This is a genomic window from Kocuria gwangalliensis, assembly GCF_039544365.1.
GTDB classification, from domain to species: Bacteria; Actinomycetota; Actinomycetes; order Actinomycetales; family Micrococcaceae; genus Kocuria; species Kocuria gwangalliensis.
On sequence record NZ_BAABLN010000001.1, the window covers coordinates 105,000 to 130,975 of the forward strand.

Annotated in this window: 25 protein-coding genes; 8 read left to right on the forward strand and 17 right to left on the reverse strand. The window is 66.0% G+C overall.

Annotated elements, in window-relative coordinates; all coding sequences use genetic code 11:
* Positions 1-114: 114 nt before the first annotated feature.
* Genes ABEA06_RS00455 through ABEA06_RS00465 form a run of 3 tightly spaced genes read right to left on the reverse strand, consistent with a single transcriptional unit; the run spans position 115 to position 2,680 of the window.
* On the reverse strand, positions 115-549 hold the full coding sequence (locus ABEA06_RS00455) for a pyridoxamine 5'-phosphate oxidase family protein (protein WP_303381686.1): 435 nt from the start codon (positions 547-549) through the stop codon (positions 115-117).
* A 10-nt stretch (positions 550-559) separates the two neighbouring features.
* Positions 560-2,212, reverse strand: coding sequence for a DUF7059 domain-containing protein (locus tag ABEA06_RS00460; protein ID WP_312395006.1), 1,653 nt, complete (start codon positions 2,210-2,212; stop codon positions 560-562).
* Between the two features lie 3 nt (positions 2,213-2,215).
* Entirely contained in the window at positions 2,216-2,680 is a 465-nt protein-coding gene (locus ABEA06_RS00465; protein ID WP_345310207.1) for a pyridoxamine 5'-phosphate oxidase family protein, read from the reverse strand.
* Between the two features lie 69 nt (positions 2,681-2,749).
* On the opposite strand from ABEA06_RS00465, the gene ABEA06_RS00470 reads away from it, so the two are divergent.
* Positions 2,750-5,098 (forward strand): DEAD/DEAH box helicase, encoded by a 2,349-nt coding sequence (locus tag ABEA06_RS00470; protein ID WP_345310208.1) that lies wholly within the window; start codon positions 2,750-2,752, stop codon positions 5,096-5,098.
* Positions 5,099-5,160: 62 nt separating this feature from the next.
* On the opposite strand, the gene ABEA06_RS00475 is transcribed toward ABEA06_RS00470, so the two are convergent.
* The 8 genes from ABEA06_RS00475 to ABEA06_RS00510 all read right to left on the reverse strand — a co-directional run bounded on the left by ABEA06_RS00475 (position 5,161) and on the right by ABEA06_RS00510 (position 11,015).
* On the reverse strand, positions 5,161-5,550 hold the full coding sequence (locus ABEA06_RS00475) for an Rv3654c family TadE-like protein (protein ID WP_345310299.1): 390 nt from the start codon (positions 5,548-5,550) through the stop codon (positions 5,161-5,163).
* Between the two features lie 34 nt (positions 5,551-5,584).
* Positions 5,585-5,920, reverse strand: coding sequence for a TadE family type IV pilus minor pilin (locus ABEA06_RS00480; protein ID WP_345310209.1), 336 nt, complete (start codon positions 5,918-5,920; stop codon positions 5,585-5,587).
* A 176-nt stretch (positions 5,921-6,096) separates the two neighbouring features.
* Positions 6,097-6,348, reverse strand: coding sequence for a DUF4244 domain-containing protein (locus tag ABEA06_RS00485; RefSeq protein ID WP_303381680.1), 252 nt, complete (start codon positions 6,346-6,348; stop codon positions 6,097-6,099).
* 83 nt (positions 6,349-6,431) lie between these two features.
* Complete coding sequence (locus ABEA06_RS00490) at positions 6,432-7,025, reverse strand: type II secretion system F family protein (protein ID WP_345310210.1); 594 nt, start codon at positions 7,023-7,025, stop codon at positions 6,432-6,434.
* On the reverse strand, positions 7,022-7,813 hold the full coding sequence (locus ABEA06_RS00495; RefSeq protein ID WP_345310211.1) for a type II secretion system F family protein: 792 nt from the start codon (positions 7,811-7,813) through the stop codon (positions 7,022-7,024). Before ABEA06_RS00495 ends, ABEA06_RS00490 begins: the two co-directional genes overlap by 4 nt.
* Positions 7,810-9,024 (reverse strand): TadA family conjugal transfer-associated ATPase, encoded by a 1,215-nt coding sequence (locus tag ABEA06_RS00500; protein ID WP_345310212.1) that lies wholly within the window; start codon positions 9,022-9,024, stop codon positions 7,810-7,812. Before ABEA06_RS00500 ends, ABEA06_RS00495 begins: the two co-directional genes overlap by 4 nt.
* Complete coding sequence (gene ssd, locus ABEA06_RS00505) at positions 9,021-10,154, reverse strand: septum site-determining protein Ssd (protein WP_345310213.1); 1,134 nt, start codon at positions 10,152-10,154, stop codon at positions 9,021-9,023. The genes ABEA06_RS00500 and ssd overlap by 4 nt, the downstream gene beginning before the upstream one ends.
* A gap of 186 nt (positions 10,155-10,340) precedes the next feature.
* Entirely contained in the window at positions 10,341-11,015 is a 675-nt protein-coding gene (locus ABEA06_RS00510) for a peptidyl-tRNA hydrolase (RefSeq protein WP_345310214.1), read from the reverse strand.
* Positions 11,016-11,099: 84 nt separating this feature from the next.
* On the opposite strand from ABEA06_RS00510, the gene ABEA06_RS00515 reads away from it, so the two are divergent.
* Both ABEA06_RS00515 and ABEA06_RS00520 read left to right on the forward strand, forming a co-directional pair.
* A complete protein-coding gene (locus ABEA06_RS00515; protein ID WP_345310215.1) occupies positions 11,100-12,515 on the forward strand; it encodes an aldehyde dehydrogenase family protein in 1,416 nt (471 codons plus the stop codon).
* Between the two features lie 169 nt (positions 12,516-12,684).
* Positions 12,685-14,451 (forward strand): bifunctional 3'-5' exonuclease/DNA polymerase, encoded by a 1,767-nt coding sequence (locus tag ABEA06_RS00520; protein WP_345310216.1) that lies wholly within the window; start codon positions 12,685-12,687, stop codon positions 14,449-14,451.
* 49 nt (positions 14,452-14,500) lie between these two features.
* Here ABEA06_RS00520 and ABEA06_RS00525 read toward each other — a convergent pair whose 3' ends face one another.
* Together ABEA06_RS00525 and nth are read right to left on the reverse strand one after the other, a co-directional pair.
* A complete protein-coding gene (locus ABEA06_RS00525; protein ID WP_345310217.1) occupies positions 14,501-15,268 on the reverse strand; it encodes an NUDIX hydrolase in 768 nt (255 codons plus the stop codon).
* A 17-nt stretch (positions 15,269-15,285) separates the two neighbouring features.
* Positions 15,286-16,149, reverse strand: a complete 864-nt coding sequence (gene nth, locus ABEA06_RS00530; protein ID WP_345310300.1) for an endonuclease III — start codon at positions 16,147-16,149, stop codon at positions 15,286-15,288.
* 204 nt (positions 16,150-16,353) lie between these two features.
* Between nth and acs the strand changes: the two genes are divergently transcribed.
* Positions 16,354-18,306, forward strand: a complete 1,953-nt coding sequence (acs, locus tag ABEA06_RS00535) for an acetate--CoA ligase (RefSeq protein ID WP_303381671.1) — start codon at positions 16,354-16,356, stop codon at positions 18,304-18,306.
* 98 nt (positions 18,307-18,404) lie between these two features.
* Complete coding sequence (aroQ, locus tag ABEA06_RS00540) at positions 18,405-18,848, forward strand: type II 3-dehydroquinate dehydratase (protein ID WP_303381670.1); 444 nt, start codon at positions 18,405-18,407, stop codon at positions 18,846-18,848.
* A gap of 24 nt (positions 18,849-18,872) precedes the next feature.
* Here the strand turns inward: aroQ and ABEA06_RS00545 are convergent, their stop codons facing one another.
* Positions 18,873-20,057, reverse strand: a complete 1,185-nt coding sequence (locus ABEA06_RS00545; protein WP_303381669.1) for a MarP family serine protease — start codon at positions 20,055-20,057, stop codon at positions 18,873-18,875.
* Positions 20,058-20,307: 250 nt separating this feature from the next.
* Between ABEA06_RS00545 and ABEA06_RS00550 the strand changes: the two genes are divergently transcribed.
* Entirely contained in the window at positions 20,308-20,985 is a 678-nt protein-coding gene (locus ABEA06_RS00550; protein WP_190781206.1) for a Crp/Fnr family transcriptional regulator, read from the forward strand.
* A 170-nt stretch (positions 20,986-21,155) separates the two neighbouring features.
* On the opposite strand, the gene ABEA06_RS00555 is transcribed toward ABEA06_RS00550, so the two are convergent.
* From ABEA06_RS00555 to ABEA06_RS00565, 3 genes are read right to left on the reverse strand one after another with little or no spacing between them, the layout of a single operon-like run.
* Positions 21,156-22,070: an NUDIX hydrolase gene (locus tag ABEA06_RS00555; protein ID WP_345310218.1), complete on the reverse strand. Its 915-nt coding sequence runs from the start codon at positions 22,068-22,070 to the stop codon at positions 21,156-21,158.
* Positions 22,054-22,539 carry a RidA family protein gene (locus ABEA06_RS00560; protein WP_345310219.1) on the reverse strand — a complete coding sequence of 162 codons (486 nt, stop codon included), beginning with the start codon at positions 22,537-22,539 and terminating at the stop codon, positions 22,054-22,056. The genes ABEA06_RS00555 and ABEA06_RS00560 overlap by 17 nt, the downstream gene beginning before the upstream one ends.
* A 25-nt stretch (positions 22,540-22,564) precedes the next feature.
* On the reverse strand, positions 22,565-22,759 hold the full coding sequence (locus ABEA06_RS00565; RefSeq protein ID WP_303381666.1) for a DUF4177 domain-containing protein: 195 nt from the start codon (positions 22,757-22,759) through the stop codon (positions 22,565-22,567).
* Between the two features lie 116 nt (positions 22,760-22,875).
* On the opposite strand from ABEA06_RS00565, the gene ABEA06_RS00570 reads away from it, so the two are divergent.
* On the forward strand, positions 22,876-25,017 hold the full coding sequence (locus ABEA06_RS00570) for a transglycosylase domain-containing protein (RefSeq protein WP_345310220.1): 2,142 nt from the start codon (positions 22,876-22,878) through the stop codon (positions 25,015-25,017).
* The gene (locus ABEA06_RS00575) at positions 25,014-25,928 is read left to right on the forward strand and encodes a metallophosphoesterase (RefSeq protein WP_345310221.1); all 915 of its coding nucleotides are present in this window, start codon (positions 25,014-25,016) and stop codon (positions 25,926-25,928) included. Before ABEA06_RS00570 ends, ABEA06_RS00575 begins: the two co-directional genes overlap by 4 nt.
* The last annotated feature ends 48 nt before the right edge of the window (positions 25,929-25,976 follow it).

The following is a 25,976-nucleotide window of genomic DNA, read 5'->3' on the forward strand; positions in this document are numbered from 1 at the left end:
TCCTCGTCATGACCCGTGGATTCGAACGGGTCTGGTCCTTCCGGTTGGCGGCTGCACGAATGCCCCGTGGTCACCACCGTCTCACACGAAAGGTTTTACCACGCGTTTCGATGCTCAGGCCGGATCGTGATCCGGCTCGGTGGCCATGGTGAACTCTCGCCCGGTGGCCGAGTCAACGTCAATCACCACAAAGTGGTACTTGTACGTGGGTGCCCAGGGCTTCAACGGGAGCTGTTCGGCAGTCTCTCGTTCCGCCTGGGTCTCCAACCGGCGAGCGCGGCCGTGTACCACCACGGAGCGCACATGATCCCCGACCACGTGGTCCACTTCGAAGGCCACCTGGTTGTTGACCACCAGGCTCGCCAGCTTGGTGCCCTGCGCGGTACGGAAATACAGTTTACGGTCCTTCGCCACATAGTTGACCGGGAAGATGTCAACGATGCCTGCGGCTTGCACGGCCAGTCGGCCGAACGGGAGCTCTCCCAGGAGCTCCCACACCGCTGTGCTGTCGAGGGGCAGAATCGGATTGAAGGTTTCGCCAGTGCTCATGCCATCAGTCTTACACTTCCACCAACAGGCCGTGGGTGATGAGCGCCCTAATTTCACGTAATAATTGCTCCGACGGGCCACCCTCCCAACCCAGTAACGACCCCAGGGCCGTCAAGATCTGACGCGCACTGAGTTCCCCGTCGCACACCCCCGCGAAACCTGCGGCCTCGCTGCTGAGTACCACCGTTCGCCGCAGTCCCCCGCCCTGACGCAGCAAGATCAAAGCCGGATCCTCCGCGCCGGGGCGACCGTGACGTTCCTCGGTGACGTCCTGAGCGACGTCGTAATGCTTGTCCTGCCACGCGCCCTGCACGACGACGCCGCTCGCGGCCTCCGCGCGAAACATGACGTCCGTGCGCTGCCACTCCGCAGCCAGGGTCGCCGCAATGGGTTGCTGGATGGGATGGTCGATGTGCTCAAAAATCCTCAGGGTGCCGTGGTCGGGACCGGGATGTTCGGGTTGCGCGAGCCGAACCATGCCGAAACCGACGGCGCCCACACCGCGGGAGGCGAAGTCTGCCAGGTACTCGCGGTAGGCGGCTTCGTAGGCGTCGAGATCGCGCTGCTGCGAGGCATCTCGCAACCAGGTCTCCGCGTATTCGCACACATCTTGGATCTCACGTTGAATGACCCACGCGCCCGTACCCGGTGCGCACCATTGTTCGACGCGCTCCGACCAAATCTTTTTCGGGTCCGTGTCCGGTGCGTCCGGGATTTCCCAGTTGGCCAGCAGGTGCGCGGATCCGCCGGGTGCCAGCACGGTGGGCAGTGCGGTGATCAGTTCGGACACGAGCCGGTCGCCCGCCTTGCCGCCGTCGCGGTAGGTGAAACGGTCCTCGGCCGTTTCATGACTGCGGCGCGGGGTGATCACGAACGGCGGGTTGGAGACCACCAGGTCGAATGTCCGGCCCGCCACCGGTTCCAGGAGACTGCCGTGCAGCAGTGCAACGCGAGCCTCCAGGTCGAACGGGTCCAGCTCCAGGGCCTGGGCGTTGAGCAGCAGGTTGAACCGCGTGGTGGCCAGCGCGCGGTCCGAGAGGTCCGTGGCCGTGACGTGGCGCGCGTGGGAGAGCAAGTGGAAGGTCTGGATCCCGCACCCGGTTCCCACGTCCAGGGCGGTTTCTACATCCCGCCTTTCCGTCGCGCGGACCAGGGTCAGGGAGGCGCCGCCGATGCCCAGCACGTGATCATGACGCAGCACGCCGGGACGTTGGAAAGCGCCCAGGTCACTGACCACGTACAGCTCGCCGGACACATCCGTGGAATAGGGGCGCAGGTCCACGGAGGCGCGCACGGTTGCGTCAGCACCGTCGTCACCGTCCTCCAGCAGTCCCAGGCGCGCAAGGCCCGAGGAACCCACGGTCGGCAGGGCGGCGTCGACCGCCACCGCGGGCACGGGATCCCCGAGCAGGAACAGCGCGATCACGGTGGCCAGCCGCGGTTGGTCGGCGCCCACGTGGTGGAGTGCCATGCGGGCCGGAACCGGCTGTTCGCGCAGCCACGCGTCCATGGCGCGATCACCGAGCAGGTCGGTGACCCCGTCCACGGTGAAATTGATCTCGGTCAGATCCCGGTGGAGGTCCAGGACCGCCCGGGGTTCCCTCGAGCACGGGGAATCGACCACCGCGCTGAACGGCGCGGCAGCGGCGGGAGAATCAGCCAAGACTCAGTGGCCCAGGCGGAACTTGCGACCGGTGATGCGCGTGGGTGTGATCTCCACGAATTCGAGCTTCTCGGTCTCGAGCCACGGGCGCAGTCCCAACGACTCGACACGCTCGATGTCTTCGGTCTCGGTCAGCATCCGAGCGGTGCCGCGCACCACCACCGAGTGGGCCTCGGAACCGGTGGCGCGATCAATCTCAAGGGTCACACTGGGGTTCAGCTGTAGCTGAAGCACCTTGGCGCCCTTGGCCGAACGGAAGTAGAGGCGCTCACCATCGGTCACGATGTTCAACGGGGTGATGTCGATGTCATCGCCGTCGCGAGTGGCCAACCGGGCAAACCGCGCCTGCTCGAGCAGATCCCAGCTCTGCTGTTCGGACAGTTCCTGGATGGGCGGCTGCTTGGGCTCGTCCTGATCGTCGTGCGCCTTGGCAATGTTCATGGGGTGTCCCTGCTCCGGTGTGCTCATGCCCCCATAATTCCATGCGCGCCGCGGTGAGTGAAGTATGCGTGGTGCCGCGTGCGGGAGAATGGGCCCGTGAGTTCTTCCCAGGACATGGTCAATCTGCTCGGCCGCGGACCGCGACCCGAGCAGGTCCGTCATGTCCGCGAGCTGCCCGCGCGTGCGGCCGAGTACGCGCCGTGGCCCGAGGGAATTCATCCGGACGTCCGTGCGGCGTACGAGCGGTTGGGCATCCACGAGCCCTTCGCCCACCAGGTGGCCGCCATGACCGCACCGCGGCACACGATCGTGGCCACCGGGACCGCCTCGGGAAAGTCGCTGGTTTATCAATCACTGGTTCTCAACGCCGTCCACCGTGGAAAAATCGCCATTGCGTCGCGTCCCGGGCTGCTGCACCACCCCGAGGAAGCCACCGCGCTGTACTTATCGCCCACCAAGGCGCTCGCCGCCGATCAGTTGACGTCGCTACGTTCCCTGGGGTTCGGGGGCGTGCGCGCCGCCACCTACGACGGTGACACCGACACCGGTGAGCGGCGCTGGATCCGCGAACACGCTGACGTGATCCTGTGCAACCCGGACATGCTCCATCACGGGGTGCTGCCCAATCACACCGGGTGGTCGCGGTTCCTCCGGCGGCTGCGCTACGTGATCATCGACGAAGCCCACTCCTATCGGGGGGTGTTCGGCTCTCACGTGGCCGTGCTCATGAAGCGGCTCAAACGGGTTGCAGCCCATTACGGCGCGGAACCGATCTTTATCGGTGCGTCCGCGACGAGCGCGTCGCCGCAGGACTCGTTCGCGCGGCTGATCGGCGTCCCGTGTGCCGAGGTGACCGCCGTGGAACGAGACACCTCTCCCCATGGTTCGCGCACGGTCGTGTTGTGGGAGCCGGAGCAATCACCGGGTGGATCGGACAACAACGCGCCCTCCCGGCGCACCGTGACCGCCGAATCCGCGGACATGCTCACCGATCTGGTGTTGCAGCAGATCCGTACGATCGCGTTCATCCGGTCACGCCGGGGCGCGGAGACCATTGCTCAGACAGCCCGTCGGCAACTTGAAGAGGTTGATCCCTCGCTCGCGCACCGGGTGGCTGCCTATCGCGCGGGTTTCCTCCCCGAGGAACGGCGTGAGCTGGAACAGGCCCTACGGGACGGTCGGCTGCTCGGGGTGGCCAGTACCTCCGCCCTGGAACTGGGCATCGACATCGCCGGGCTCGACGCCGTTCTGGTCGCCGGGTGGCCAGGCACTCGTGCCTCGTTCACTCAGCAGATCGGCCGCGCCGGGCGTGCCGGCCAGCACGCTCTGGCCGCGTTGATCGCCGGAGACGATCCGCTGGACACCTACTTGGTGAATCACCCCGAGGCCATTTTTGACGTGCCCGTGGAGGCCACGGTGTTCGAGGCTTCCAACCCCTACGTGCTGGCACCGCATCTGTGTGCCGCGGCGGCCGAACTCCCCCTGCGGGCCACGGAGCTGCACCTGTTCGGTCCCACAGCGCATGACGTGGTGCACTCGCTGGAGGCGTCGGGACACCTCAGGCGCCGCCCCAGCGGGTGGTTCTGGAGCCGATCCGAGCGCCCGGCCGACATGATTTCCATTCGTTCGGGTGACGGCGGGCCCGTGCAGATCATGGACTCGCAGACCGGTGCCGTACTGGGGACCATGGGTGCACCCCAGTCCCACTACCAGGCGCACCCCGGTGCGGTCTACGTGCACCAGGGCCGCACGTACTTGGTGGAGGATCTGGACCAGGAACTCAACGTGGCGTCCGTGCGGCACGCGTTCCCGGATTTTTATACGGTGGCCCGCGACGTCACCGAGGTTCGGGTGCGCTCCGTGGCCGACACCCAGCGCTGGGGTCCCATCACCATTCACCGCGGCGGGGTGGACGTGACAACCCAGGTGATGGGTTTCCAGCGAAAGCTCACGGCCTCCAATGAGGTGGTGGGTGAAGAACCGTTGGAGCTACCGCCGCGTCAGTTGGCCACAACCGCCACGTGGTTCACCGTGGACCAGCCCCGGTTGGCCGTCATGGGGATCGAGGAGCCGGACATTCCCGGTTCCCTGCACGCGGCCGAACACGCCATGATCGGGTTGCTCCCGCTGCTGGCCTCGTGCGACCGCTGGGACGTGGGAGGCCTGTCCACGGCCCTGCACGCGGACACCGAATTACCCACCATTTTCGTCCACGACGGCCACCCCGGTGGAGCGGGCTTCGCCGAGCGCGGCTATGACATGTTCCACCGCTGGATCACGGCCACCCGGGACGCCATTGCCGCGTGCGAATGCGATACCGGCTGCCCCTCCTGCGTGCAGTCCCCCAAGTGCGGAAACCGCAACAATCCGCTGGACAAGGCCGGCGCGCTCAAGTTGTTGAACGGGGTGCTGGGCTTCGCCCCGGATGAGGCGGCTGCGCAATAATGGTGCCGGCGAACAACACGGCTGTGATCACAGGCGCACAGCACCCGGGAACACGCGAAGGGTCACGGTTCTCCCGGCGGCGGGCCCGCGCGTGAGACACCCACGGCCGGGCCGAGTGGCTCCAGCGGACCGAATAACGCAATGCTCGTGCGGACATCCACCGTGGTTTGTTCCCGCGTGACCAGCTCGCAGTGATCCATGACGGCACCGTTTTCCGCAGCCACGGCACGTGCCACATCGCATGGCACGCCACTGGCCAACCCGCGGGCCGTGTCGGCCGCCGCCAAGGCCGCGAGGTCCGCGGCTTTGGCGGCACGGTGCATCGAGATACCGGCCTGACCCAGCAGCAGGATCACGATCAGCAATGCGCACATGAGCACGGCAATACTCATGCCGTGAACGGTTCCCGAACCTTCGTCCGGGTGACCGTCCGCAACAGACCCACCGAGCACGGGTCCAGAAAGATCCGGGTCGACCGAATGATGGCTAGGGGCCCACATCTGCGTTCCTCGCTCCTTCGGTCACGGCCATGGCGTCCGCCTGTAACGTCCAGTCACTCCATGTGCCCAGGATCCCGGGCGCGGGTCCACTGACGGTCACGGTCACACGGTCCGGCCCGGCAGCCACGGTCACCGCGGAATCTTCGCCGGCGATCTCACGCGCCCTGTCCTGGGCCACGGCCACGGTTTCGCCACGAGCGGCCGCCCGCGCGGAGGCCCGAGCCGCCTCTTCGAAACGGACCAGTGTCATCCCCGCCGCGGCGGCGGCCAACATGACCGCGAGGAGGAGCACGAGAGCGGGCATGACGACCGCGGTTTCCACGGTAACCGCTCCCCTTTCCCGCTGCTCCGGGGTTCCGTGTCCGGGCCGGCAGCCAGATAACGGGCTTGCGGGCGCACTGTGCTGTGGTCTCATATCGGTACCTTTCCGAGACTTCACGTGGGCCCGTGGGGCGCGCCTCATGGTCGAGGCGCGCCCCACGGGGGCGTCCCATCGGATTACACCGACAGCGCCTTCTGGATGATGCCGAGCAGCAGTCCCGAGACAGAGTCCGAGGACAGCACGGCCGCCATCACACCGCCGAAGGCAGCGGCGGCCAGGACGATCACCGCGTACTCCGCGGTGGACGCCCCGAGGTCGGGGTGATCCGCGCCCAGGGCAAGGTCCGTGCCGGGTGGTTCCAGGACGGCGTCGGGCGCAATGGTTGTCGGTGCGGCGGGGGTGGACGTGGCAGCAATGTTGGTGGACATGGGGTTCTCCTGTGACTCAAAGGTGTGTGGTGGTGGCTGAACGAACGTGTGGTCGCCGGCCCCGGGCGGCGCGCGGTCGCGGATCATGATCCGAACACCTTGGGCAACAGGCTCATGAGCACGGGCAGCACGCCCCAGCACATGAAGGCGGGCAAGCAACACAATCCCAGCGGCAGGACCAGCCGAACCGACAGGGCCTCCGCGGCACGTTCTGCCCGGCGGAACTGGGCGCGCCGCACCTGCTCGGCCTGACCTCGCAGGACCGATGCCGACGCCGCCCCGGACGTAGCCGTGAATTCGAGCGCATCGCGGTAATCCAGTAACGCTCGAGGCAACCGGTTACCCGAGGACCACGCGGTGTCCCAGTCCAGCCCCAACCGAAGCGCAGCGGCGACCCTCTGCAGTTGCGGGTACCCGGAGCCCGCGGTGCTGTGGGCCAGGATCGACACGGCCTCTGCCAGGGGTAGCCCGGCATCCAGTTGCGTGGCGGTGAGCTCCACCAGTGTCGCCGCCGGGAGCCCGGGAGTATTGCTCGGTAAGGGTGCCGCAGCGGCGTCGTCGAACGTGCCCGCTCGTGAGGCGGCAGCCCCGACCAAGGAAGGCCCCACCGAGCGTGGCGAGGACCAGACGAAAAACGCCGCGGCTAGCAAAAGGCCCGCGCTGAGAGCACCCATCATGGCCCGTCCACCCCCTCGGCATGGCGCATGAGCTGACGGGTCCACAACCGACCGGCAACGGTCAGCACGGCTCCCGCGACGAGAGCTATCCGTCCCCACGGTGTGGTGATCAGAGTGGTGATCGGGTCGGTTCCCATGAGCATGCCGAGCCCGAGGGCGAGTACCGGTAGCCAGGCCAGCACTCGGACCGTGGCACGGGGACCGGCGAGTGCGCTCTCCCGCGCTGCCTGGGCGTCGATCTGGGACTCCACGGAGTCGGCCAAACCGTGGAGGGTCTTGGACAGTGAGGCGCCGGATCGTTCGGAAATCTCCCAGCATGCGGCGAGCTGCACGCTGGCGGAGCGGGCCCAACGGGCCAGTTCATGGTCGGATACGTCCGGCGCGGTGTGGGCCACGCGACCCAGCGTGACCGATACCGGAACGCCGAGTTCCGATGCTGCGTGAACCTCGCCGCACAGCCGGTCGATCCATCCCGCAGTGGGATTGGCGTGCGGCTGAGCGGTTGTGCGGGAAGCATGAGAGAACACGAGGGACGGGCTGCGGCCGGCATGAAGTAAAGCCGCCAGCCGCCGGATCAACGTGACCCATTGGGCTGCTTCGGCCGCGCGGTCTCGACGCCACCGCCGGGTTACGAAAGACCTCAAGGCCGGAGGTGCTCCCCCGCGTGCTTTGTCATCGCTTCTCGCGGCCGCGGCACCGCGGTTGACGAGCATGCCTCTTCCGGTCCCACCGGCCCAGATCAGACCGGCTGCGGCAACCAGGGTTCCCGCGGACAGCGCAAAAATCATGACGCACCCCTCGGGCTCGCAGCGGCCGTATGTGCAGCTTCGGGTGCGCTCACGAGGGTTGTGGCGCGTGACAACAACTGCGCCACACGTGGCCATCCCGGGCCCTTGACCGGTTCTCCATCGACGCAGGCCAGGGCGGTCTGGGTGCTGAGTCGCCCGCTCGACAGTTCGAGCGTGCACAGGGTCTCCAGTCGCCGCCCGTGGGCTCCCCTGCTGACATGGGCAATCAGATCGAGGGCGCTGAACGCCTGCAGGTCAACGGCCTCTCGGCTCATACCCGCCAAAGATCCCAGTGCAGCCAATCGAGCAGGGACCGCCTGCGCCGAGTTCGCGTGCACGGTCCCGGCACCGGCGTGACCGGTGTTCAGCGCCGTGAGGAGCTCACGTACTTCGGCACCGCGGCATTCCCCGACCACCAAGCGGTCCGGGCGCATGCGTAGGGCCTGCCGCACCAGCTCCGCCAGGTCGACGGCGCCGCTGTTTTCCACGTTGTCGTGGCGGGCCTGCAACCCCACCACGTGAGGATGATCGGGATCGAGCTCGGCGGCGTCCTCAATGAGCACCAGCCGTTCCGACGGGCGGCTCTGGGACAGCAGCGCGGAGAGCACCGTGGTTTTCCCGGATCCCGTGGCTCCGCTGATCATGAGGTTGGCCCCGGCTCTAATGGCCGAGCACAGCACGTCCGCCATGAACGGGTGGATGGCGCCGCAGAGCACCAGGTCGGACAGGGACAACCGCTGAGGTGCACGGAATCTGATGGACAACAATGTGCCAGTCGTGGAGACCGGTGGGATCACCGCATGAACGCGGAGCCCGGTGGCGGTCTGAACGTCCACGCACGGGTTGGCGTCGTCGAGCCGGCGCCCCGCGGCCGTGATGAGACGCACCGCGAGGGCCCGGACGTCAGCCTCCACAGTGAAGGGCGAGGGGACCCGTTCCACACCCCCGAGGGTCTCGATGAAGACGTTCTCGTGTCCGTTGACGTACACGTCGCTGAGACCCGTGGTGGGTAGGAGCGGTTCCAACGGACCGAGCCCGGTGAGTTCGGCCCTGATGTGTTGCACGGCCCTAATGGATCCCACCGCGCCCAGCACCCGTCCGGTGTCCTGGATGGCGCGGGCAATCCGCGCGTCGGTGAGGGCACCACCTTCCTGCAGCAAGCGGTTACGGACGTCTTCCAGGAATCGGGTATCCAGTTCCGTGCCGTTCATGAGCCCACCGCCAGCCTCCGGGCGATGGCGCGCACGGCTTTGGCGTGCTTGGAGCGTTGGCCCCGCTGCAGCGCGGCACCGTTGTCCAGCTCTTGCGGCAGGCGAGGGTCGAAACTCAGGGACCCGGCACATCCGGCTCCGCTGGCCGATTCCACCAGAGCGGCATCCACGTCCGCCACGTTGAGCCCGGTCAGGACCGTCATCACGGGAATGTCACCGCAGCGCTGAACCGCCAGCGTGGCCGCCAACACTCCCCTGACGGTGCGCGGTGTGAGCACCAGCACGGTGGAGCACCAGCGAGCTTGTTCCTCGAGACGGTCCGCTTTCAGGTCAACGACCAGATAGCTCGCCGCACTTCTCAGCGCATAAATCACGGTGCCCACTGGAACCGTGGTGGCGTGGGTGCCCTGGCGATCCCAGGAGAGGTAACGCAGGGGTCCCGTGCTCGGCAGCGCGGCCCACAGTTGGTCCGCAGCCACCGTGCCGGAGAACTGATGCAGTTCTGGCCACCGCAACCCTTCCTCCGACTCGGTGCCCAGCACCAGGTCCAGACCCGCCGCACCGGGATCCGCATCAACCACCGCCGTGGGCGCACCGGTCCCCGAGAATTCCTGGGCGAGCCAACACGCAAACGTTGACGCCCCCACCCCACCGGCGGCACCAACCACACCGATGACGCGTCCGAGGTCAACCGCGTCCGCATTGTGATCGGGGCGGGAGAGCATCTCCGCGAGCCACTCCGCGGCGTCGGGGAGGACAACCACGGCGCTGGCCGCGCTGCGCGCCGCGAGCTCCCAGGCTGCCTGTTGCGAGGACAGCGCGACAATGATCGCCCCGCTGGGTACCCGTTCCACCGCCGACGCCGCGTCGACCAGTAACGTGTCCGCATCCTTGGTGTCCACGAAAGTATCCGCGACCACCAACTCAACACGACAGCTCACGCACACGGCCTCGACGGATTCCACGAGCTGCGGATCCGCGCTCAGAAGGTGGATCGTCCTGGTCAGGCCAGACACCGGTTCACCGGAGCCGCGACGATCGACGGCCGCACGGTTGATGACGGTGCGCTGAGCTCTGCGCGTCCGCGGAATCACCGCCGCGTTCGGGGAGCTGTGTGGTGAAGGGGTCATGCCCTTACGGTCGCCGGATCACCCGTTCAGTGGACCATCCGGGCTCTCAATTGTGGAGTCGGACCCACCCCTCCACGGCATGACTCGAGCCTGTGCAGTGGCATCACCGCGAGCTATGACCCTCGCGGGGTGGCTGACCATGAGTCGGACAGGCCCCATGAACGGTCAGCACTGGAGGTTTCCTGGTCACCACCACGCGCGCGTCGTCTCGGTGGGCCCGTCCAATTCGGTGAGGCCGGCGTCGATAACGGCAACCGGCCGGGTGACGGCGGCCCACTCATCTTGACTCGGGTGGTCCACGCGCACACGGAACTCATCCTCCCGCCACCGCTCTTGGTCGGCATCCGACATGGTCTCCCACGCCAATTGCGCGGCGTGGGCGCACTGGGCCGCGAGCTTGCCGCTGGTCATCTCCAGTCCCGGCCGCACCTCCACGGTGACCATGGCGTCGTTCGAGTGCGAGACGCCGTCGTCGGGAAAAGAGGTGCCCGAGACTTGGAGTTTGTTCAGTTCCTTGGGCAGCGGTTTAACCCGGCCCGGCACGAAGGCGCGCACGGCGGCGTCGCCGGATTCACCGGCACCTGCCTGGGTGACCGTCACGCCGGGCAGCTCCTGGACGTCGGCCCACCGCTTGCCGTCCGCGCGCCGCACCAACTTGCGAATGCGCGCGTCCCGCCAGTACTTCACGGCCGGGTACCAGGGCCCGTTCGGCGCGGATCGCGGGTCGGCGAGCAGGCCGACGACGGCGCGCGCGGCGGCTTCTGCCACGTCCACCTGGCGCGCGGGAGACTGCCGATCCCGGTGCACCACCAACTGCATGGCCCAGGGGATGTCGTGATCATCGGGAATCTGCTCGGACATCTTTCTACTGTGCCACGCGGGATCCGTACTCCCCACAATCGGGGTTCTGCTATGCCTGTCAGGGATCACCCGTAGCCTGAATCCATGAACGTTGACGTTGTGGCCGGACTCCGCAGTACCTTCCGTACCGGGCGGACCCGTTGCCTGGAATGGCGCCGTGACCAACTCAACGCGCTGGAAGCCATGCTGCTCAACCACCGCGAGCACTGGCAGATCGCGTTGGGACAGGACCTGGGCAAGTCCCCGTTCGAGGCCACGATGACCGAAATCTATCCGGTGATCACCGAACTCAAACACACCCGCCGAAACCTCAAGAAGTGGCACAAGGATCAGCCGGTCCGCACTCCCCAGCAGTTCTTCCCGGGCCGTTCGTGGGTGCGCTATGACCCGCTGGGCGTGGTCGTCATCATTTCCCCCTGGAACTACCCGCTGCAATTGCAGCTCTCCCCGTTGATCGGTGCCCTGGCCGCGGGTAACTGCGTGATCATCAAGCCCAGTGAGATCAGTTCCGCCGTGGAACAACTTTTTGCCGAGTTGGCCCCGCGCTACTTCGATCCGGAAGCCGTCGCGGTGGTCACGGGCCCGGCCGACGCCGCCACCGCCCTCATTGACGCCCGTCCCGATCACGTGTTCTTCACCGGTTCCACCCGCACCGGCACCGCCGTGGCCGAGCGAGCGGCCCGCCAGCTCGTTCCCGTGACGCTCGAGCTGGGTGGGAAGTCCCCAACCTATGTTCACCACGACGTGGACCTGAAGGCCACTGCCCGTCGGATCACGTGGGGCAAGTTCATCAATGCCGGTCAGACCTGTGTGGCACCGGATCACATTTACGCGCACCAGGACGTTGCGGCTGCACTTGCCGAGGAGATCGCGAATGCAGTGCGGGAGAGCTTCGGTGCGCGGCCGGAAAAATCCGAGGATTTCGGACGCATGATTCACACCGGCGCGGTGGACCGTGTGGGTGCCATGATCCCGCCGGTCGGCTCGGACAATGTTATTTGTGGTGGCCAGGTCGACCGGGAAGATCGCTACGTCGCCCCGACCGTCCTGTATCCCGTGGCCGAATCCGACCCGGCCATGAGCGAGGAAATCTTCGGTCCGGTGCTGCCCATTCTGCCGGTGAGTGGGCCGCAAGACGCTGCGCAACGAATGCTCACCCGGGACACCCCGCTGGCCCTCTACATCTTTGCGACGGACACGTCAGTACGGAACTACATCATGGCCGAGGTCCCGTCCGGTGGTGTGAGCATCGGCATCCCGGTCGCGCATGTGGGCAGCCCCCACCTGCCCTTCGGCGGTAAGGGCGCCAGCGGCCAGGGGAAATATCACGGCAAGTGGTCACGAGACACGTTCACCCACCAGCGCGCGGTGCTCTCCAAACCGCTGAAACCGGAAACAATGGGTGTCATCTATCCGCCCATCCACGGTGCGGTGAAGTCCGTTCTGGACCGTGCGCTGTCGCCCGTGGGGGACAAGAAGCGGCGCGCTCCAGGGTCGTAAAATGCGGCCACGAACCAGCCCGCGGCTTTCTTCCTGCGCGGGATCAACGTGGGAGTCAACAACAGGGTGGCCGCAGAGTTCGTGAGGGTCTTGTCAGCCGCTACGGAATCCGAATTCGGCGTCAGGGGTCCGGTCACAGCATGTCGGTGCCCCGCGCGATAATGAGCGCATGCACATAGTGGTGGCTCCCGCGGAAACCGGGACCGGAGGCTGGACCCTGCAGGTGGTCACGGCCAACGGTCAACGGGCGGGGCAGCCACTCACGGTCACGGACCAGGAATTCCCGGGCGTCGTTGCCAAGCGAGAGGCCGCCGCGCTGGAAGCGGACGTGCAGCCGCCGGTCTGGACCTGGATGGATACGTCCGTACCGGCCGCACTGCTCTGCGAAGCTGACGTGTGGGCCACCAAGTGCCGGGACCTGGGGCTCTGCGCGACCATCCTGGCCACCGCGTCCACCGCCCCCGGATCCGGTGCCCCGAACACCGACTCCGGCGAGCCCCAGCCCATGCACTACATCCCGGTGATCAACCCAGCGGATCCTCGTCATGTTCCCGGGCCGCGCCCGCGACCGGTGGATGACTCGCAATCGTCCCTGTTCGCCATGGCCACGGACCGTGGCCCCGGCCTCGACGAGTTGGTCGCGGAGCTGGCCGAACAGATCCGCGCCGTGAGCACCGCTCGCAACCACAAACGGCTGGATACGCTGCTGAGCCTCGAATCCCAGGGCGCACTGGTCGCGGCCACCATGCGACATCAGGGGATCCCGTGGAACCCGGACATCCACGAGCAGATCCTCGTTGCCGCCATGGGTTCGCGCCCCAAGGAGGGTGAGCGTCCCGCCCGCATGCAAGAACTGGCCGAAGACATCCGCCGGGTTCTGGCCGCCCCCAGGCTGAATCCCGATTCCCCGAATGAGCTCCTCAAGGCCCTGCGCACCGCGGGCGTTGACGTTGAATCCACCCGCGCCTGGGTGCTCAAGGACTGGACAATGGTCGCGGGCCAACCCGATCCGCACCGGGTCGAACTCGTGGGCCCGGTGCTCGAATACAAGAAACTGTCCCGGATTTTCTCCGCGACCGGCTGGCACTGGCTCGACACCTGGGTCGACAACGGCCGTTTCCACCCCGAGTACGTGGTGGGCGGTGTGGTCACCGGCCGCTGGGCCGCTCGCGGCGGCGGAGCACTGCAGATCCCCAAGTTCATTCGTGACGCCGTCCGGGCCGATCCCGGCCGCACCTTGGTCGTCGCGGACGCCGCTCAATTGGAGCCTCGCGTGCTCGCCATCCTGGCCCGCGACGATGCGCTGGCCCAGGCCTCACGGGACCGGGACCTCTACGAGTCCATTGCCCAACAGGGCCGGGAACGGGGATCGGAGTTGAAGGAAAGGCCTCACGTCAAGGTCGCGCTACTGGGCGCCATGTACGGCGCTACTCAGGGGGCGGCGGGCCGGTTCATGCCGCACCTCACCCGCATGTTCCCCCGGGCCGTGGGATATGTGGAACACGCCGCTCGCGTGGGCGAACGGGGAGAGCAGGTCTGTACCTATCTCGGGCGCTGGTCGCCCTTGCCGGATCCGGAGTGGTTCGAGATTCAGCGCGCCACGGACACCGCCGCCGGCGAGCGCCGCGCGGCCCAAGCGGCTCGGACCCACGGGCGGTTCTCCCGCAACTTTGTGGTGCAGGGGTCGGCCGCGGAGTGGGCTCTGGCCTGGCTGGGTCACATCCGGCAAGGGCTGCACCGTCAAGGATTGGACGCCCACCTGGTCTTTTTCCTGCATGACGAGGTCATGGTGCATTGCACCCAGGAACAGTCCGAGCACGTCAAGCGGGTAGTCCTGGATGCCGCCGAGCAGGCGGTGCGTACCGTGTTCGGCCGGGTGCCGGTCGAGGTTCCGGTGGCGACCAGCGTGGTCACCAGCTACGCGGACGCCAAGTAGGACGCCAAGTAAACCGTCCCCCGGCACGCCGATTCCGCATAGCTCGTCATCACATGGGCGCCGGGCGTTCGTCGTTGTGGTCCCATTCGACCGACCAATCCAGCCATTCCAGGATGCGATCGATCACGATGCCCGTGAATCCCCACACGGTAACGGTTTCCCCGGTCTCGTTCACGCGAACGTCGAACGCCGGTGATTTGTAGGTCTCGTTCCCGCGGGTCACGGTCGCGTAGTAACGGTGGGCCGGGTTGATCAGATCAAGCACGGGAACCCGGAAAACGAGTGAGGACTCCGCGTGATCGACCACGTCCACCTCGGACTGGCTCTGCCACCACCCGATGACCGGGGTGACCATGTGATTACTGATCGGCAGCGGCACGGGGTTGAGGGTTCCGAGCACTTCCACGCCCTGGGGATCCAGCCCGGTTTCCTCGTGGGCCTCGCGCAGCGCACCGCGCACGTGCGGTGCGCTCACCTCACCGCCGGGCACGGTCATGACTTCACCGACGTCACCGTCGGGCGGGTCCAACCGGCCGCCCGGGAAAGCTACCTGCCCGGGGTGTGAGCGGAGGGTGGCCGAGCGCTGCACGAGCAGCACGTCCAGGTCCCGGCCGGGGCCTTCACCGTGCTCGTGGTATCGGGAGGGAATCTCGTCCAGAGCACCGAACAGGATCAACACCGCGGATTGCCGGTAGTCGTCGGTGAGCTTTCCGATCCGCCAGGGCTCGCGGTCCTCCATGTACACCGTGTGCCCCTCTTGGGCCAGCGTCAACAACTGCTCGCGAGCATGCACGGAGCCGGGCGAGGTGGGTTTCATGGTTATCCTTTCGCGGTTCACGCGCTGAGCATGTGCCCCTGGGCCCGCAGCTCGCGTCGCGTGGCCCCGTTCATGTACCGGTCCAGCAGTTGCTCACGGCCGGGTTTCAATTCGTAGGCCAGCAGCTTGCGCGCCACCTGCGGGTCCGTGGGTCCTGCACCGTACGAGGGGCACAGGTCAGCGATCGGGCACACTCCGCACGCCGGTTTCCGGGAGTGACAGATGCGCCGCCCGTGATAGATCAGCTGATGAGACAGTTCGGTCCACACCGTGGCCGGGAACAGGGCGGTGACATCTCTTTCGACCTTGACCGGGTCCTCCTGGGTGCTCCAGCCGAGTCTGCGCGCAAGGCGTCCGAAGTGCGTGTCAACGGTGACACCGGGTACCCCGAACGCGTTGCCCAGCACCACGTTGGCGGTCTTGCGCCCCACGCCCGGCAGCGTGACCAGGTCCTTAAGTTTCCCGGGCACCGCGCCGTCGTATTCGTCCACCACCCGGTTGGCAAGTGCTTGGATGGACCGCGCCTTGGAGCGGTAGAAGCCCAGTGGCCGCACGATCTCCTGCACCGATTCGGACTCGGCCTCGGCCAGCTCTCGGGGTCCGGGGTAGGTCGCAAACAGAATGGGCGTCACCGAGTTCACGCGCACGTCGGTGGTCTGCGCGGACAGCACCGTGGCCACGAGAAGTTGCCAGGCGTCGTCAAAATCCAGTTCGGCCACCGCGTACGGGTAGGTTTCGGCGAGAATCCGCTGGATTTTCCGTGCGCGGCGGGTCACGGACAACGGGCTTTCCTCCCCCGCCCGACGACGCCGCGCGGCCGCCTTGGCCGCCTCATCCGGGGACACGTAACGGATGTGCTCGGCGGCTGCGGGGTTGTCCATAGTCTCGATCATGCTGGGCCGGGCACCCCGGGTCAAACCCGTTCGGCGACCCCGGGGGGTCACACGATGACTTGATATTTCGCGCCCGCGATTCGGTTGGATGTGGCACCGAAATGTCTACTACGCTGGACTTAAATGTGAACTGCGCCACGCAGGGAGTACTTGCGCGGCCAATGGCCATGAAGCAACACACTAAGGAGCGCCATGTCTCAGGACTCGAACTCAACAAAGCAGCGCACGTACGCGCCCAGTCAGGAATTTGCCTCGCAGGCCAACGCCACCGCGGACCTGTACACGCAGGCCGAGGAGCAGGGTGAGGAGTTCTGGGCGAACCAGGCCCGCGATCTGTTGAGCTGGTCCACCCCGTTCAACTCCGTCCTGGACTGGTCCAACCCGCCGTTCGCCAAGTGGTTCGAGGACGGCAAACTCAACGCGGCGTACAACGCCGTGGACCGTCATGTGGAGGCCGGCAACGGTGACCGCGTGGCGTTGCACTTCGAGGGTGAGCCCGGGGACAGCAAGTCCTACACCTATTCGGAACTCAAGGATGAGGTGTCCAAGGCCGCGAATGCCATGGAGTCCCTGGGGGTGTCCAAGGGCGACCGCGTGGCCGTGTACATGCCCATGATCGCCGAGGCCGTGATCACCATGCTGGCCTGCGCCCGCATCGGAGCAATCCATTCCGTGGTCTTCGGCGGTTTCTCCGCGGACGCGCTGCGTTCGCGCATTGACGACGGCGAGGCCAAGCTCGTGGTCACCGCGGACGGTTCCTACCGGCGCGGCAAGCCCACCCAGCTCAAACCCGCCGTGGACGAGGCCCTGTCCAAGGGCGGCAAAAGCGTCAAGCACGTGCTGGTGGTCAAGCGCAACGGTAGCGATGTCCCCTTCGAGAACGGTCGCGACGTGTGGTGGCACGAAGCTCTCGAGGCCGCGAGCACGGAACACACCCCGTCCGAACAGGGCGCCGAGGATCCCCTGTTCATCCTTTACACCTCCGGCACCACCGGTAAGCCCAAGGGCATCCTGCACACCACCGGTGGCTACCTCACGCAGGCCGCGTACACCCACAAGAACGTGTTCGACCTCAAGCCCGAAACGGACGTCTACTGGTGCACCGCTGACGTCGGATGGGTCACCGGGCACACCTACATCGCTTACGGCCCGCTGCTCAACGGCGCGACCCAGGTGATTTACGAGGGCACCCCGGACTCCCCGCACCGCGGCCGGTTCTGGGAGATCGTGCAGAAGTACGGCGTGACCATCCTGTACACCTCCCCCACCGCCATTCGCACCATGATGAAGTGGGGCGAGGAGATTCCCGCCGAGTTCGACCTGAGCTCGCTGCGCTTGTTGGGCACCGTCGGCGAGGCCATCAACCCGGAGGCCTGGACCTGGTTCCGCAAGTACATCGGCGCCGAGAAGTGCCCCATCGTGGACACCTGGTGGCAGACCGAGACCGGCGCCATCATGATCTCCCCGCTCCCGGGCGTCACCGAGACCAAGCCGGGTTCCGCGCAGATCCCGCTGCCCGGTATCGCCGTGGACGTCGTGGACGACGCCGGTACGTCCCTGCCGAACGAGACCGACGGCTTCCTGGTGGTCCGCAAACCATGGCCGTCCATGCTGCGCACCATCTGGGGCGACGACGATCGATTCGTCAACACCTACTGGGCCCAGTTCGGCGACAAGTACTTCGCCGGCGACGGCGCCAAGCGCGATGCGGACGGGGATGTCTGGATCCTGGGCCGCGTGGACGATGTGATGAACGTGTCCGGCCACCGCCTGTCCACCCCGGAAATCGAGTCCGCACTGGTTTCGCACCCGTCCGTGGCGGAGGCCGCGGTGGTCGGGGCCGCGGATGAAACCACCGGCCAGGCCGTGTTCGCGTTCGTGATCCTCTCCGATCACGCGACCACCGAGGCTCGGGATGAAACCGAGCTCTCCGAGGAGATCCGCGCGCACGTGGGCAAGGAGATCTCCCCGATCGCCAAACCCAAGAAGGTCCTGATCGTTCCGGAGCTGCCCAAGACCCGTTCCGGCAAGATCATGCGTCGTCTGCTCAAGGACGTCGCCGAGGATCGCCCCGTGGGCGATGTCTCCACCCTGGCGGATCAGACGGTCATGCAGCAGATCGTGGATTCGCTCGGCACCAAGTAGCCGGTCGCTCACGCCGACCGACGACGCCGCTCGGTGGCCTTTCGCTTGAATTGGCCACCGAGCGGCGTCGTCGTCGTGAAGTCGTGTTGAATGGAGCCATGAGCGAGCTCCCGATTTTCGTCCTGAACGGCCCCAATCTGAACACCCTCGGAACGCGCAAGCCCGAGATCTACGGGCACACCACGCTGAGCGATGTGGAGGCCAACGTGCGGGCGAAAGCCTCAGAATTCGGGTTGGACGTGGTGTTCGAACAATCCAACTACGAGGGCCAGATCGTCGAATGGATCCACCGGGCACGCACCGAGGCCTGCGGGATCGTGATCAACCCCGCGGCTCTGACCCACTATTCGATCGCCATCCACGACGCATTGGAGATGTGTGAAATCCCCATTGTGGAGGTCCACATCTCCAATGTGCACCGCCGGGAATCCTTCCGACACGTCTCGTACGTGTCCCCGCAGGCCACGGCCGTGATCGCCGGGGCCGGCGTGCTCGGCTACGAGCTGGGTGTTCAGGTCGTGGCCCACGAAATGGCGAAGTAGTCGGTCAGCGCCTCGCTCGTGACATCAGGAGAGCACGCATTCGCCGGTGGAAGCCGGCGCGGTTGACCCGCCGGTGGCTTCAAGGATGTCGGTGACCTGTTCCATGGGGATCGCGTAACCGGCTTCGCCCTCCACTGCCTTGGCGAAGATCACGCCCACCACGTTGCCGTTGGCGTCCAACATCGGTCCGCCGGAGTTGCCCTGTTCCACGCGACCGGCAATCTGGATGATGCTACGCGACAGGGTCTCGCCGGTGGTCACGTTCTGGACGGGCGCAACCGCTTCACCCTGGATCGTGGCCGGACGCACCGTGTATGGGCCGCCCAGGGGGTAGCCCGCGAACGAGACCTGCTGGCCGCGTGCCACGGAGTTACTCAACGACAAGGGGGCCTCCGGTAGATCCGGGGCGTAGAGCACGGCGAGGTCCGCGGCGTCGTCGTACTGGACGGCCTGAGCTTGGTAGACGCGACCGTCACGGGTCTGAACCACGGGCTGATCGACACCGGCCACCACGTGGGCGTTGGTGACAACCAAGCCGGAAGCGGCCACGAAACCGGAACCCGTCTGGTTCTGGGCGCACTGATCGGCGGTGCCATAGACCTGCACGACCGACTGGCCCGCGGCTTCGACAGCGCTGGAATCCGAGGTCTGCTCGGGCTCGGGGGCATCCTCGACCGGGAATAGCAAGGAGTCGAGCTGACGGATCCCCTGTGACCCGCTGACCGTATCCCGGGTGTGGGTCATCGCCTCTCGCACCGGTTCCGGGGTGTATTTCTCAATGGTGCGCAACACCGAGGAGCCCGCCACCTGTTGAGACAGCGAGGGGATACCCAACTGGCCCACCAAGGAACCGAGCAGGGCCAACACGATGGCCGCGACCACAACGTTCAGGACCCCACCGCCAATGCGGTCCAACACCCCCAAACCGGTCTTTTCGGTCAGGCGTGCCAAGAAGTTTCCGACCACGCCACCCAGCAGCTGCCCGAGGACCAGTAAGCCCAACACGGTGACGAGCACAAACGGAATGCGCAGTTCGGAACCGACCTGCGCCGAGATCCACGGCCCCGCCCAGAACGCGGCCACCGCGCCGAGTACGAAACCCACCAGCGAGGCGAGGGAACGGAAGAAACCCCTGGACAGCCCAGCGATCAAGTATCCCACCAACACCATCACCAGGATGATGTCCAGCAGGTTGAGGGCCAGGTCCATGAACGTCCTTCTTCGTCGCGCCGCAGACCGCGGGCGGTCAACAAGTAGTTAGTGAGCTTAGGGGTCAGGTCTGAGAAAACAGTGAACTCGGACCGTGCGTTACGCTAATCACAGACCGACATAAAACCGTCATACGATGCGTTCACACTCAGCGCAAGCGCTTGTCAGCCCCGTGAAGTGTGAAACTCGTTACGATGGTGACAAATAGCGCTCTCGATCGGCGCACCCCCAACTGTTGAGGAGAACCACCTTGGATACCGACGTCCTCCGCCGCGCCCCACTGTTTGCTTCACTGGACGATGAGGCTTTTGCCGCGCTGACCGAGGAGATCACCGAGGTTGACCTCTCCCGCGGCTCCGCCCTGTTCTACGAAGGCGACCCCGGGGATCAGCTGTACTTCATCGTGTCCGGCAAGATCAAGCTGGGCCGCACCGCCAGCGACGGCCGCGAGAACCTGGTGGCCATCATGGGCCCCGGCGAGATCTTCGGCGAGATGGCCCTGTTCGACCCGAGCCCCCGGTCGACCTCCGCCACCGCGGTGTCCGAGACCCGCCTGGCCGGCCTCAAGCATGAGAACCTGCGCAAGGTCATCACCCGCTCCCCCGAGGTCTCGGCCCAGTTGCTGCAGGCCCTGGCCCGCCGCCTGCGTCGCACCAATGAAAACTTGGCCGACCTGGTCTTCTCCGATGTTCCCGGCCGCGTGGCCAAGGCCCTGCTGGATCTCGCGGACCGCTTCGGCCGCCCCGCCACGGACGGCATCCTGGTGGCTCACGAGCTCACCCAGGAAGAGCTGGCCCAGCTCGTGGGCGCCTCCCGCGAAACCGTGAACAAGGCTCTGGCGGAGTTCGTGCAGCGCGGCTGGATCCGCCTGGAAGCTCGCGCCGTGGTCATCCTGGACCTGCAGCGCCTCAAGCAGCGTTCACGCTAAGACTCCGTGCCGGGGTCGCCTCTGACGCGCTGCCCCCACCGACGACGCCGCGGCACCCACTCGGGTGCCGCGGCGTTTCGTCTGCGGCCGTCCCGGTTCGTAAGACGGCCCGTGCGCGGTGGATTCGGTGCTACCTGCCCACGGGAGGCGTCAGCGTGTGAGCATCGGTATCAGCTCTTGAGCACCAGAACCGGGTCTCCGTCACGAACCTCGAGGGACGGGGTCCGGACGGTCAGGTCCCGGCGTGCGCTGAGGAAAGCGATCGCGGAACCCGCCTGCGCAATGAGCTCCAAAATCACCTGGACACCGGGGTTGGCCACTTCACCCAGGTCAAATTCCTGGCGTGAGCCGTGGTGCCCCGCGAAGAGCGCTGGCACCGGCGATTCGCCGGGATTCTCCAGCAGGGTACCCGCGTCCACCCATCCCAGCCAGGCACCCTGACCACGGGGTGTCAGGGGTGCGCAGTGCTGGCCCACGGGAAGCACCGCGGCGAAGTACCGCAGATCCACCCGCTGGTGCACGAAGTCCGAGGTCATCCACCGCGCGAGGGGTCTGAGTAGCTCTGAGCGAAAAACGAACAACCTGTTGGCGAGCACCTCTGCGAAGGAGATGTCCAGTGCGCAGAGCTGCTCACGGGCCAGCATCCAGTCCGCTCCATCGACATTTTCCGCCACGATGTCCCCCTCGGAACCCGCGAAGAGCAACCCCGTTTCCACAAAGGCGCGGCGCGCCGCGGCCACGACCGCGCGACGTGACAGGCCGATGTCTTCCGAGCCGAGCCGTTTGGCCCACTCGGTGGGGCGGGGCCCGGACCACACCAGGGGCTCGTCGTCGCTGGGTTCCAGGAGACCGCCCGGGAAGGACAGCTGCCCCAATGAAGGCCGCTCCGGGCGGTGCAGCATGAGGGCCTCCACACCGCGCTCACCGTCGCGAACCACCACGACGGCGGCCGCGTGCCTGGGGGCCGAGCCGTGGATTCCCACGCCCCGGTCCAGCCAGGCCAACGCGGCCTTCCGGTGCGCCAGCGGAACGTGAAACAGCCGTTCAGAGGATCCGCGAGCGGCTGGGTCAGCTGAACTCGACAATCAGTTCGACCTCCACGGGCGAGTTCAACGGCAGCACGCTCACACCCACCGCCGACCGAGCGTGTCGACCTGCCTCGCCAAAGATGTCCCCCAGGAGGGTCGATGCGCCGTCGATGACTCCGGGCTGACCGTAGAAATCGGGGGCGGAGGCCACGAAACCGGTGACCTTCACCACCCGCACCACGCGGTCCAGGTCTCCGATCTGCGCCTTCACGGCGGCCACGGCGTTCAGTGCGCACCGTGCGGCCAATTCCTGGGCGCGCGCCGGGCTCATGTGATTCTCGCCCTCGGTCTCACTGACCACCCCGGTGGCGGGCAGAGCACCGTCGACGAACGGCAACTGACCGGCTGTGTAGACGTACTTGCCGGAGACCACTGCCGGTGCGTATGCCGCGACGGGCGCGGCGACCTCGGGCAGGGTCAGACCCAGCTCCGCAATGCGGTCATCCAGTGAACTGCTCGTTGTCATGACGGGCCCTTTCGGTGCGGGTCGATCAGTTCTTGGGTCGTTTGAAATAGGCAATGGGATTGGTCTGGACCGGGGCATTGACGTTGGCGGCCGGCACATCCGCGGCCTGGGTGCCCGGCAGGACGGTCACCAGCTCCCAGCCGTCGTCACCCCAATTGTCGAGGATCTGCTTAGTAGCGTGAATCATGATCGGAACGGTTGCGTACTCCCAAGTGGTCATGGTCACCACCCTAGTGCCAGCCCGGGGCGGTGTCCCTTCACCGGTTGCTGATCACCCCCTGTGACTGTGCTCTCCGGTGCGCCCTTGCTTCCAGCCCTGGCTTGTACACTGGCGCAATGGCATCACGCAAGAACTCGGACTCCGAGCCCGCCTCGGTCTTCGGCAATGTTGTGGCTTTCCTCGCCACCGCAGTCGTCGCAGGCATCGTGGCGGCAGGGCTACTCGTACCCCCCGCAGCAGCAGCCGGCATGGCGGCCAACGCATCCATTGGTTGGTTCAAGTCCCTCCCCGATGAAATGGAGATGGGGCCGCTGTCCCGTTCCTCCACGGTGGTTGCTCGCGACGGAACCGAGATTGCTACCTTCTTCGCGCAGAACCGGGAACCGGTTGCGCTGGAGGACATGTCCGAGGACATGCAACACGCCATCCTGGCCATTGAGGACCGTGAGTTCTACGACCACGGTGGTGTCGACGCCGGCGGCATCGTTCGCGCCATGGGTAACAACATCTTGCGCCCCAGCGCCCGCCAGGGCGCCTCCACCATCACCCAGCAGTACGTGAACAATCTGTTGATCGACCAACAGGTGCGCGCCGGTGAACAGGCCAGCACCATTGGCTCGGACAAGGGCGTGGTGGACAAGATCAAGGAGATCAAGCTCGCGCTGTCCATGGAACAAGAAATGTCCAAGGACGAGATCCTGGAGGGCTACCTCAACATTGTGTTGTTCGGTGGTCAGAACTACGGGGTTGAAGCCGCCGCCCAGTACTTCTGGGGGATCCCCGCTTCGCAGCTGAACGTCCAGCAGTCCGCCACTTTGGCCGGCATGGTGCAGTCCCCCAACTACTACAACCCGCAGGTCAACCCGGAGGCCTCCGAGCAGCGCCGCAACCTGGTGTTGGACACCATGGTGCAGACCGGTGCCATCACGCAGCAGGAACATGATCAAGCTGTCGCGGCTCCTCTGGATTTGGACATTCACACCACCAACTCGGGGTGTTCCGCCGCGGCAACCGCTCCCTATTTCTGCGATTACGTGCAGAACGAGGTCCTGCAGTCCGAGGCCTTCGGTGCAACCCCCGATGAGCGTCTGGCCACCCTGCAGCGCGGCGGTCTGACCATTCACACCACTCTGGACATGGACGCTCAGCGTGTCGCGGAGCGCGAAGTCGAGAAGACCCAGCCGCGTGACAACAACCCCGACAACGTCTCCACCGCTCTGGTGTCCTTGGAACCCAAGAACGGTCACATCGCTGCCATGGCCCAGAACACTTCCTACTCCGGTGAAGAGAGTGCCTCGAACACCACCTACAACTTCAACGTGGACACCACCATGGGTGGTGCGGGTGGCTTCCAAGTGGGCTCCACCTACAAGCCGGTCACGCTGGCCCAGTGGATCAACGCCGGCAAGGGCGTGAAGGCGACCATTGACGCGCGTCGTACGAGTTACCCCGCCGACTTCAAGTGGACGGCGTCCTGCCTGCCCGGAGGGGTGAAGTACGAGCCCGGCGAGGACGGAAACGGCCTCTCGTTCCAGAACGCGACGCGTGGCTACGAGCGTCAAATGCAGGTGGACTACGGCCTGTACAACTCGATCAACTCCGCATTGTTCGCGATGGCCGCGGATCTCGACCTGTGCGACATCGGAGAAATGTCCGAGGATCTGGGCATCCACGACGGTAAGACCGGAGAACCGGTCGACACCACGATCTTGTCCTCCCTGCTGGGTGGCTCCGTGGACATCGCTCCCATGACCATGGCCCGCGCGTTCTCCGCCTTCGCCAACGACGGCGTGTTGTGCGAGGTGCGTTCCATGACCAAGGTCGAGGACTTCACCGGGAAAACCTACGAGATTCCCTCGGATAAGTGCGAACGTGCCATCAAGGAAGAAGTGGCCCAGGGCGTGAACTACACCCTGGAGCAAGTCCTGACTCGCGGTTCCGGCTATCAGCGTGACATCGGCCTGTCCGGGGCCTCCGCGGCCAAGACCGGCACGACCGACAATTCCACCCAGACGTGGATGATGGGTTACACCAAGGGCCTGTCCACTGCGTCCTGGGTCGGTAACTACGAGCTCGGCTCGCGGTCATTGAACGGCTTGTCGATCGGTGGCCGAACGGGAGGCACCGGCACCGACTGGGTCGACGGTTCCACGTACGCCGGTGAACAGTGGCAGAACTTCATGAACGAGGTGGCCCGCGATTACGACACGTCCCAGTTCTCGGATCCGCCGTCCAGCGTGCTCTCCACCAATAAATGAGTCCCGTGAGTAACGGTGCCCGCGCAGCCGCGGTACTGACCGCAGGGGTAGCAGCTGCGGGCGCGGGCACCACCGCGTGGGCGGTGTTCGGTGAACGGCGTCGGTTCCAGCTGCGGCAGGAGACGGTGCGGATTCTGCCCGCCGGCTCCAGGCCGCTGCGCATCCTGCACCTTTCGGACCTGCACACGGTTCCCGGCCAAGAAGCCAAGAAGCGCTTTGTCCAGTCACTGGCGGCGTTGCGGCCGGATCTGGTGATCGACACCGGTGACAATCTCTCGCATCTGCGAGCGCTGCCGTACCTGCTGGAAATCCTGGATCCCTTGTTCGAGTTCCCGGGCGTGTACGTGCCGGGCTCCAACTGCTACTTTGCGCCCCAGCCCAAGAATCCCCTCCGGTACCTGTGGCGGACCACGGCCAGCGAAGATCCGGTGGACAACACGCGGCTGCCCACCGAGGACATGCACCGCGCGTTCGACGCCGCCGGGTGGACGGGCCTGATCAATCGCCACGATCGCCTGCGCGTACGAGACACCGTGCTCGATTTCTCGGGCGTGGACGATCCGCACCTTGCGTATGACCGTCACCCCGGCTTTCCGAAGACACCTTCCGGTGACGACGCCGCCGCCCTCCGCATCGGTGTGGCGCACGCCCCGTACCTGCGGACCCTGGACCGATTCGTCGAGGACGGCGCGGATCTCATTTTCGCGGGTCACACCCATGGCGGTCAGGTTTGTCTTCCCGGCGGTCGTGCCCTGGTGAGCAACTGCGATCTGGATCCCGCCATCTGCAAGGGCCTGATCGATCACCAGGGTGTTCCGGTGAATATCTCTCAGGGGCTCGGGGAATCCCGTTTCGCCCCCGTGCGCCTGTTCTGCCCGCCCCAGGCGGTTCTGCTCACACTCACGGACTGAGCGACACCGCCGCGCGCTTGTCCGCCTGTGGTCTTACCATGGGTGTAA

What these genes read in the sequence shown, in the direction of transcription:
- ABEA06_RS00500 (WP_345310212.1), bottom strand. Translation starts at nt 9,024, where the DNA reads ATGAACGGCACGGAACTGGATACCCGATTCCTGGAAGACGTCCGTAAC.
- ABEA06_RS00545 (WP_303381669.1), bottom strand. Translation starts at nt 20,057, where the DNA reads ATGGACCTGGCCCTCAACCTGCTGGACATCATCCTGGTGATGGTGTTG.
- ABEA06_RS00515 (WP_345310215.1), top strand. Translation starts at nt 11,100, where the DNA reads ATGAACGTTGACGTTGTGGCCGGACTCCGCAGTACCTTCCGTACCGGG.
- acs (WP_303381671.1), top strand. Translation starts at nt 16,354, where the DNA reads ATGTCTCAGGACTCGAACTCAACAAAGCAGCGCACGTACGCGCCCAGT.
- ABEA06_RS00490 (WP_345310210.1), bottom strand. Translation starts at nt 7,025, where the DNA reads ATGATGGGTGCTCTCAGCGCGGGCCTTTTGCTAGCCGCGGCGTTTTTC.
- ABEA06_RS00575 (WP_345310221.1), top strand. Translation starts at nt 25,014, where the DNA reads ATGAGTCCCGTGAGTAACGGTGCCCGCGCAGCCGCGGTACTGACCGCA.
- ssd (WP_345310213.1), bottom strand. Translation starts at nt 10,154, where the DNA reads ATGACCCCTTCACCACACAGCTCCCCGAACGCGGCGGTGATTCCGCGG.
- ABEA06_RS00465 (WP_345310207.1), bottom strand. Translation starts at nt 2,680, where the DNA reads ATGAGCACACCGGAGCAGGGACACCCCATGAACATTGCCAAGGCGCAC.
- nth (WP_345310300.1), bottom strand. Translation starts at nt 16,149, where the DNA reads ATGGACAACCCCGCAGCCGCCGAGCACATCCGTTACGTGTCCCCGGAT.
- ABEA06_RS00510 (WP_345310214.1), bottom strand. Translation starts at nt 11,015, where the DNA reads ATGTCCGAGCAGATTCCCGATGATCACGACATCCCCTGGGCCATGCAG.
- ABEA06_RS00570 (WP_345310220.1), top strand. Translation starts at nt 22,876, where the DNA reads ATGGCATCACGCAAGAACTCGGACTCCGAGCCCGCCTCGGTCTTCGGC.
- aroQ (WP_303381670.1), top strand. Translation starts at nt 18,405, where the DNA reads ATGAGCGAGCTCCCGATTTTCGTCCTGAACGGCCCCAATCTGAACACC.
- ABEA06_RS00565 (WP_303381666.1), bottom strand. Translation starts at nt 22,759, where the DNA reads ATGACCACTTGGGAGTACGCAACCGTTCCGATCATGATTCACGCTACT.
- ABEA06_RS00495 (WP_345310211.1), bottom strand. Translation starts at nt 7,813, where the DNA reads ATGATTTTTGCGCTGTCCGCGGGAACCCTGGTTGCCGCAGCCGGTCTG.
- ABEA06_RS00525 (WP_345310217.1), bottom strand. Translation starts at nt 15,268, where the DNA reads ATGAAACCCACCTCGCCCGGCTCCGTGCATGCTCGCGAGCAGTTGTTG.
- ABEA06_RS00455 (WP_303381686.1), bottom strand. Translation starts at nt 549, where the DNA reads ATGAGCACTGGCGAAACCTTCAATCCGATTCTGCCCCTCGACAGCACA.
- ABEA06_RS00520 (WP_345310216.1), top strand. Translation starts at nt 12,685, where the DNA reads ATGCACATAGTGGTGGCTCCCGCGGAAACCGGGACCGGAGGCTGGACC.
- ABEA06_RS00485 (WP_303381680.1), bottom strand. Translation starts at nt 6,348, where the DNA reads ATGTCCACCAACATTGCTGCCACGTCCACCCCCGCCGCACCGACAACC.
- ABEA06_RS00560 (WP_345310219.1), bottom strand. Translation starts at nt 22,539, where the DNA reads ATGACAACGAGCAGTTCACTGGATGACCGCATTGCGGAGCTGGGTCTG.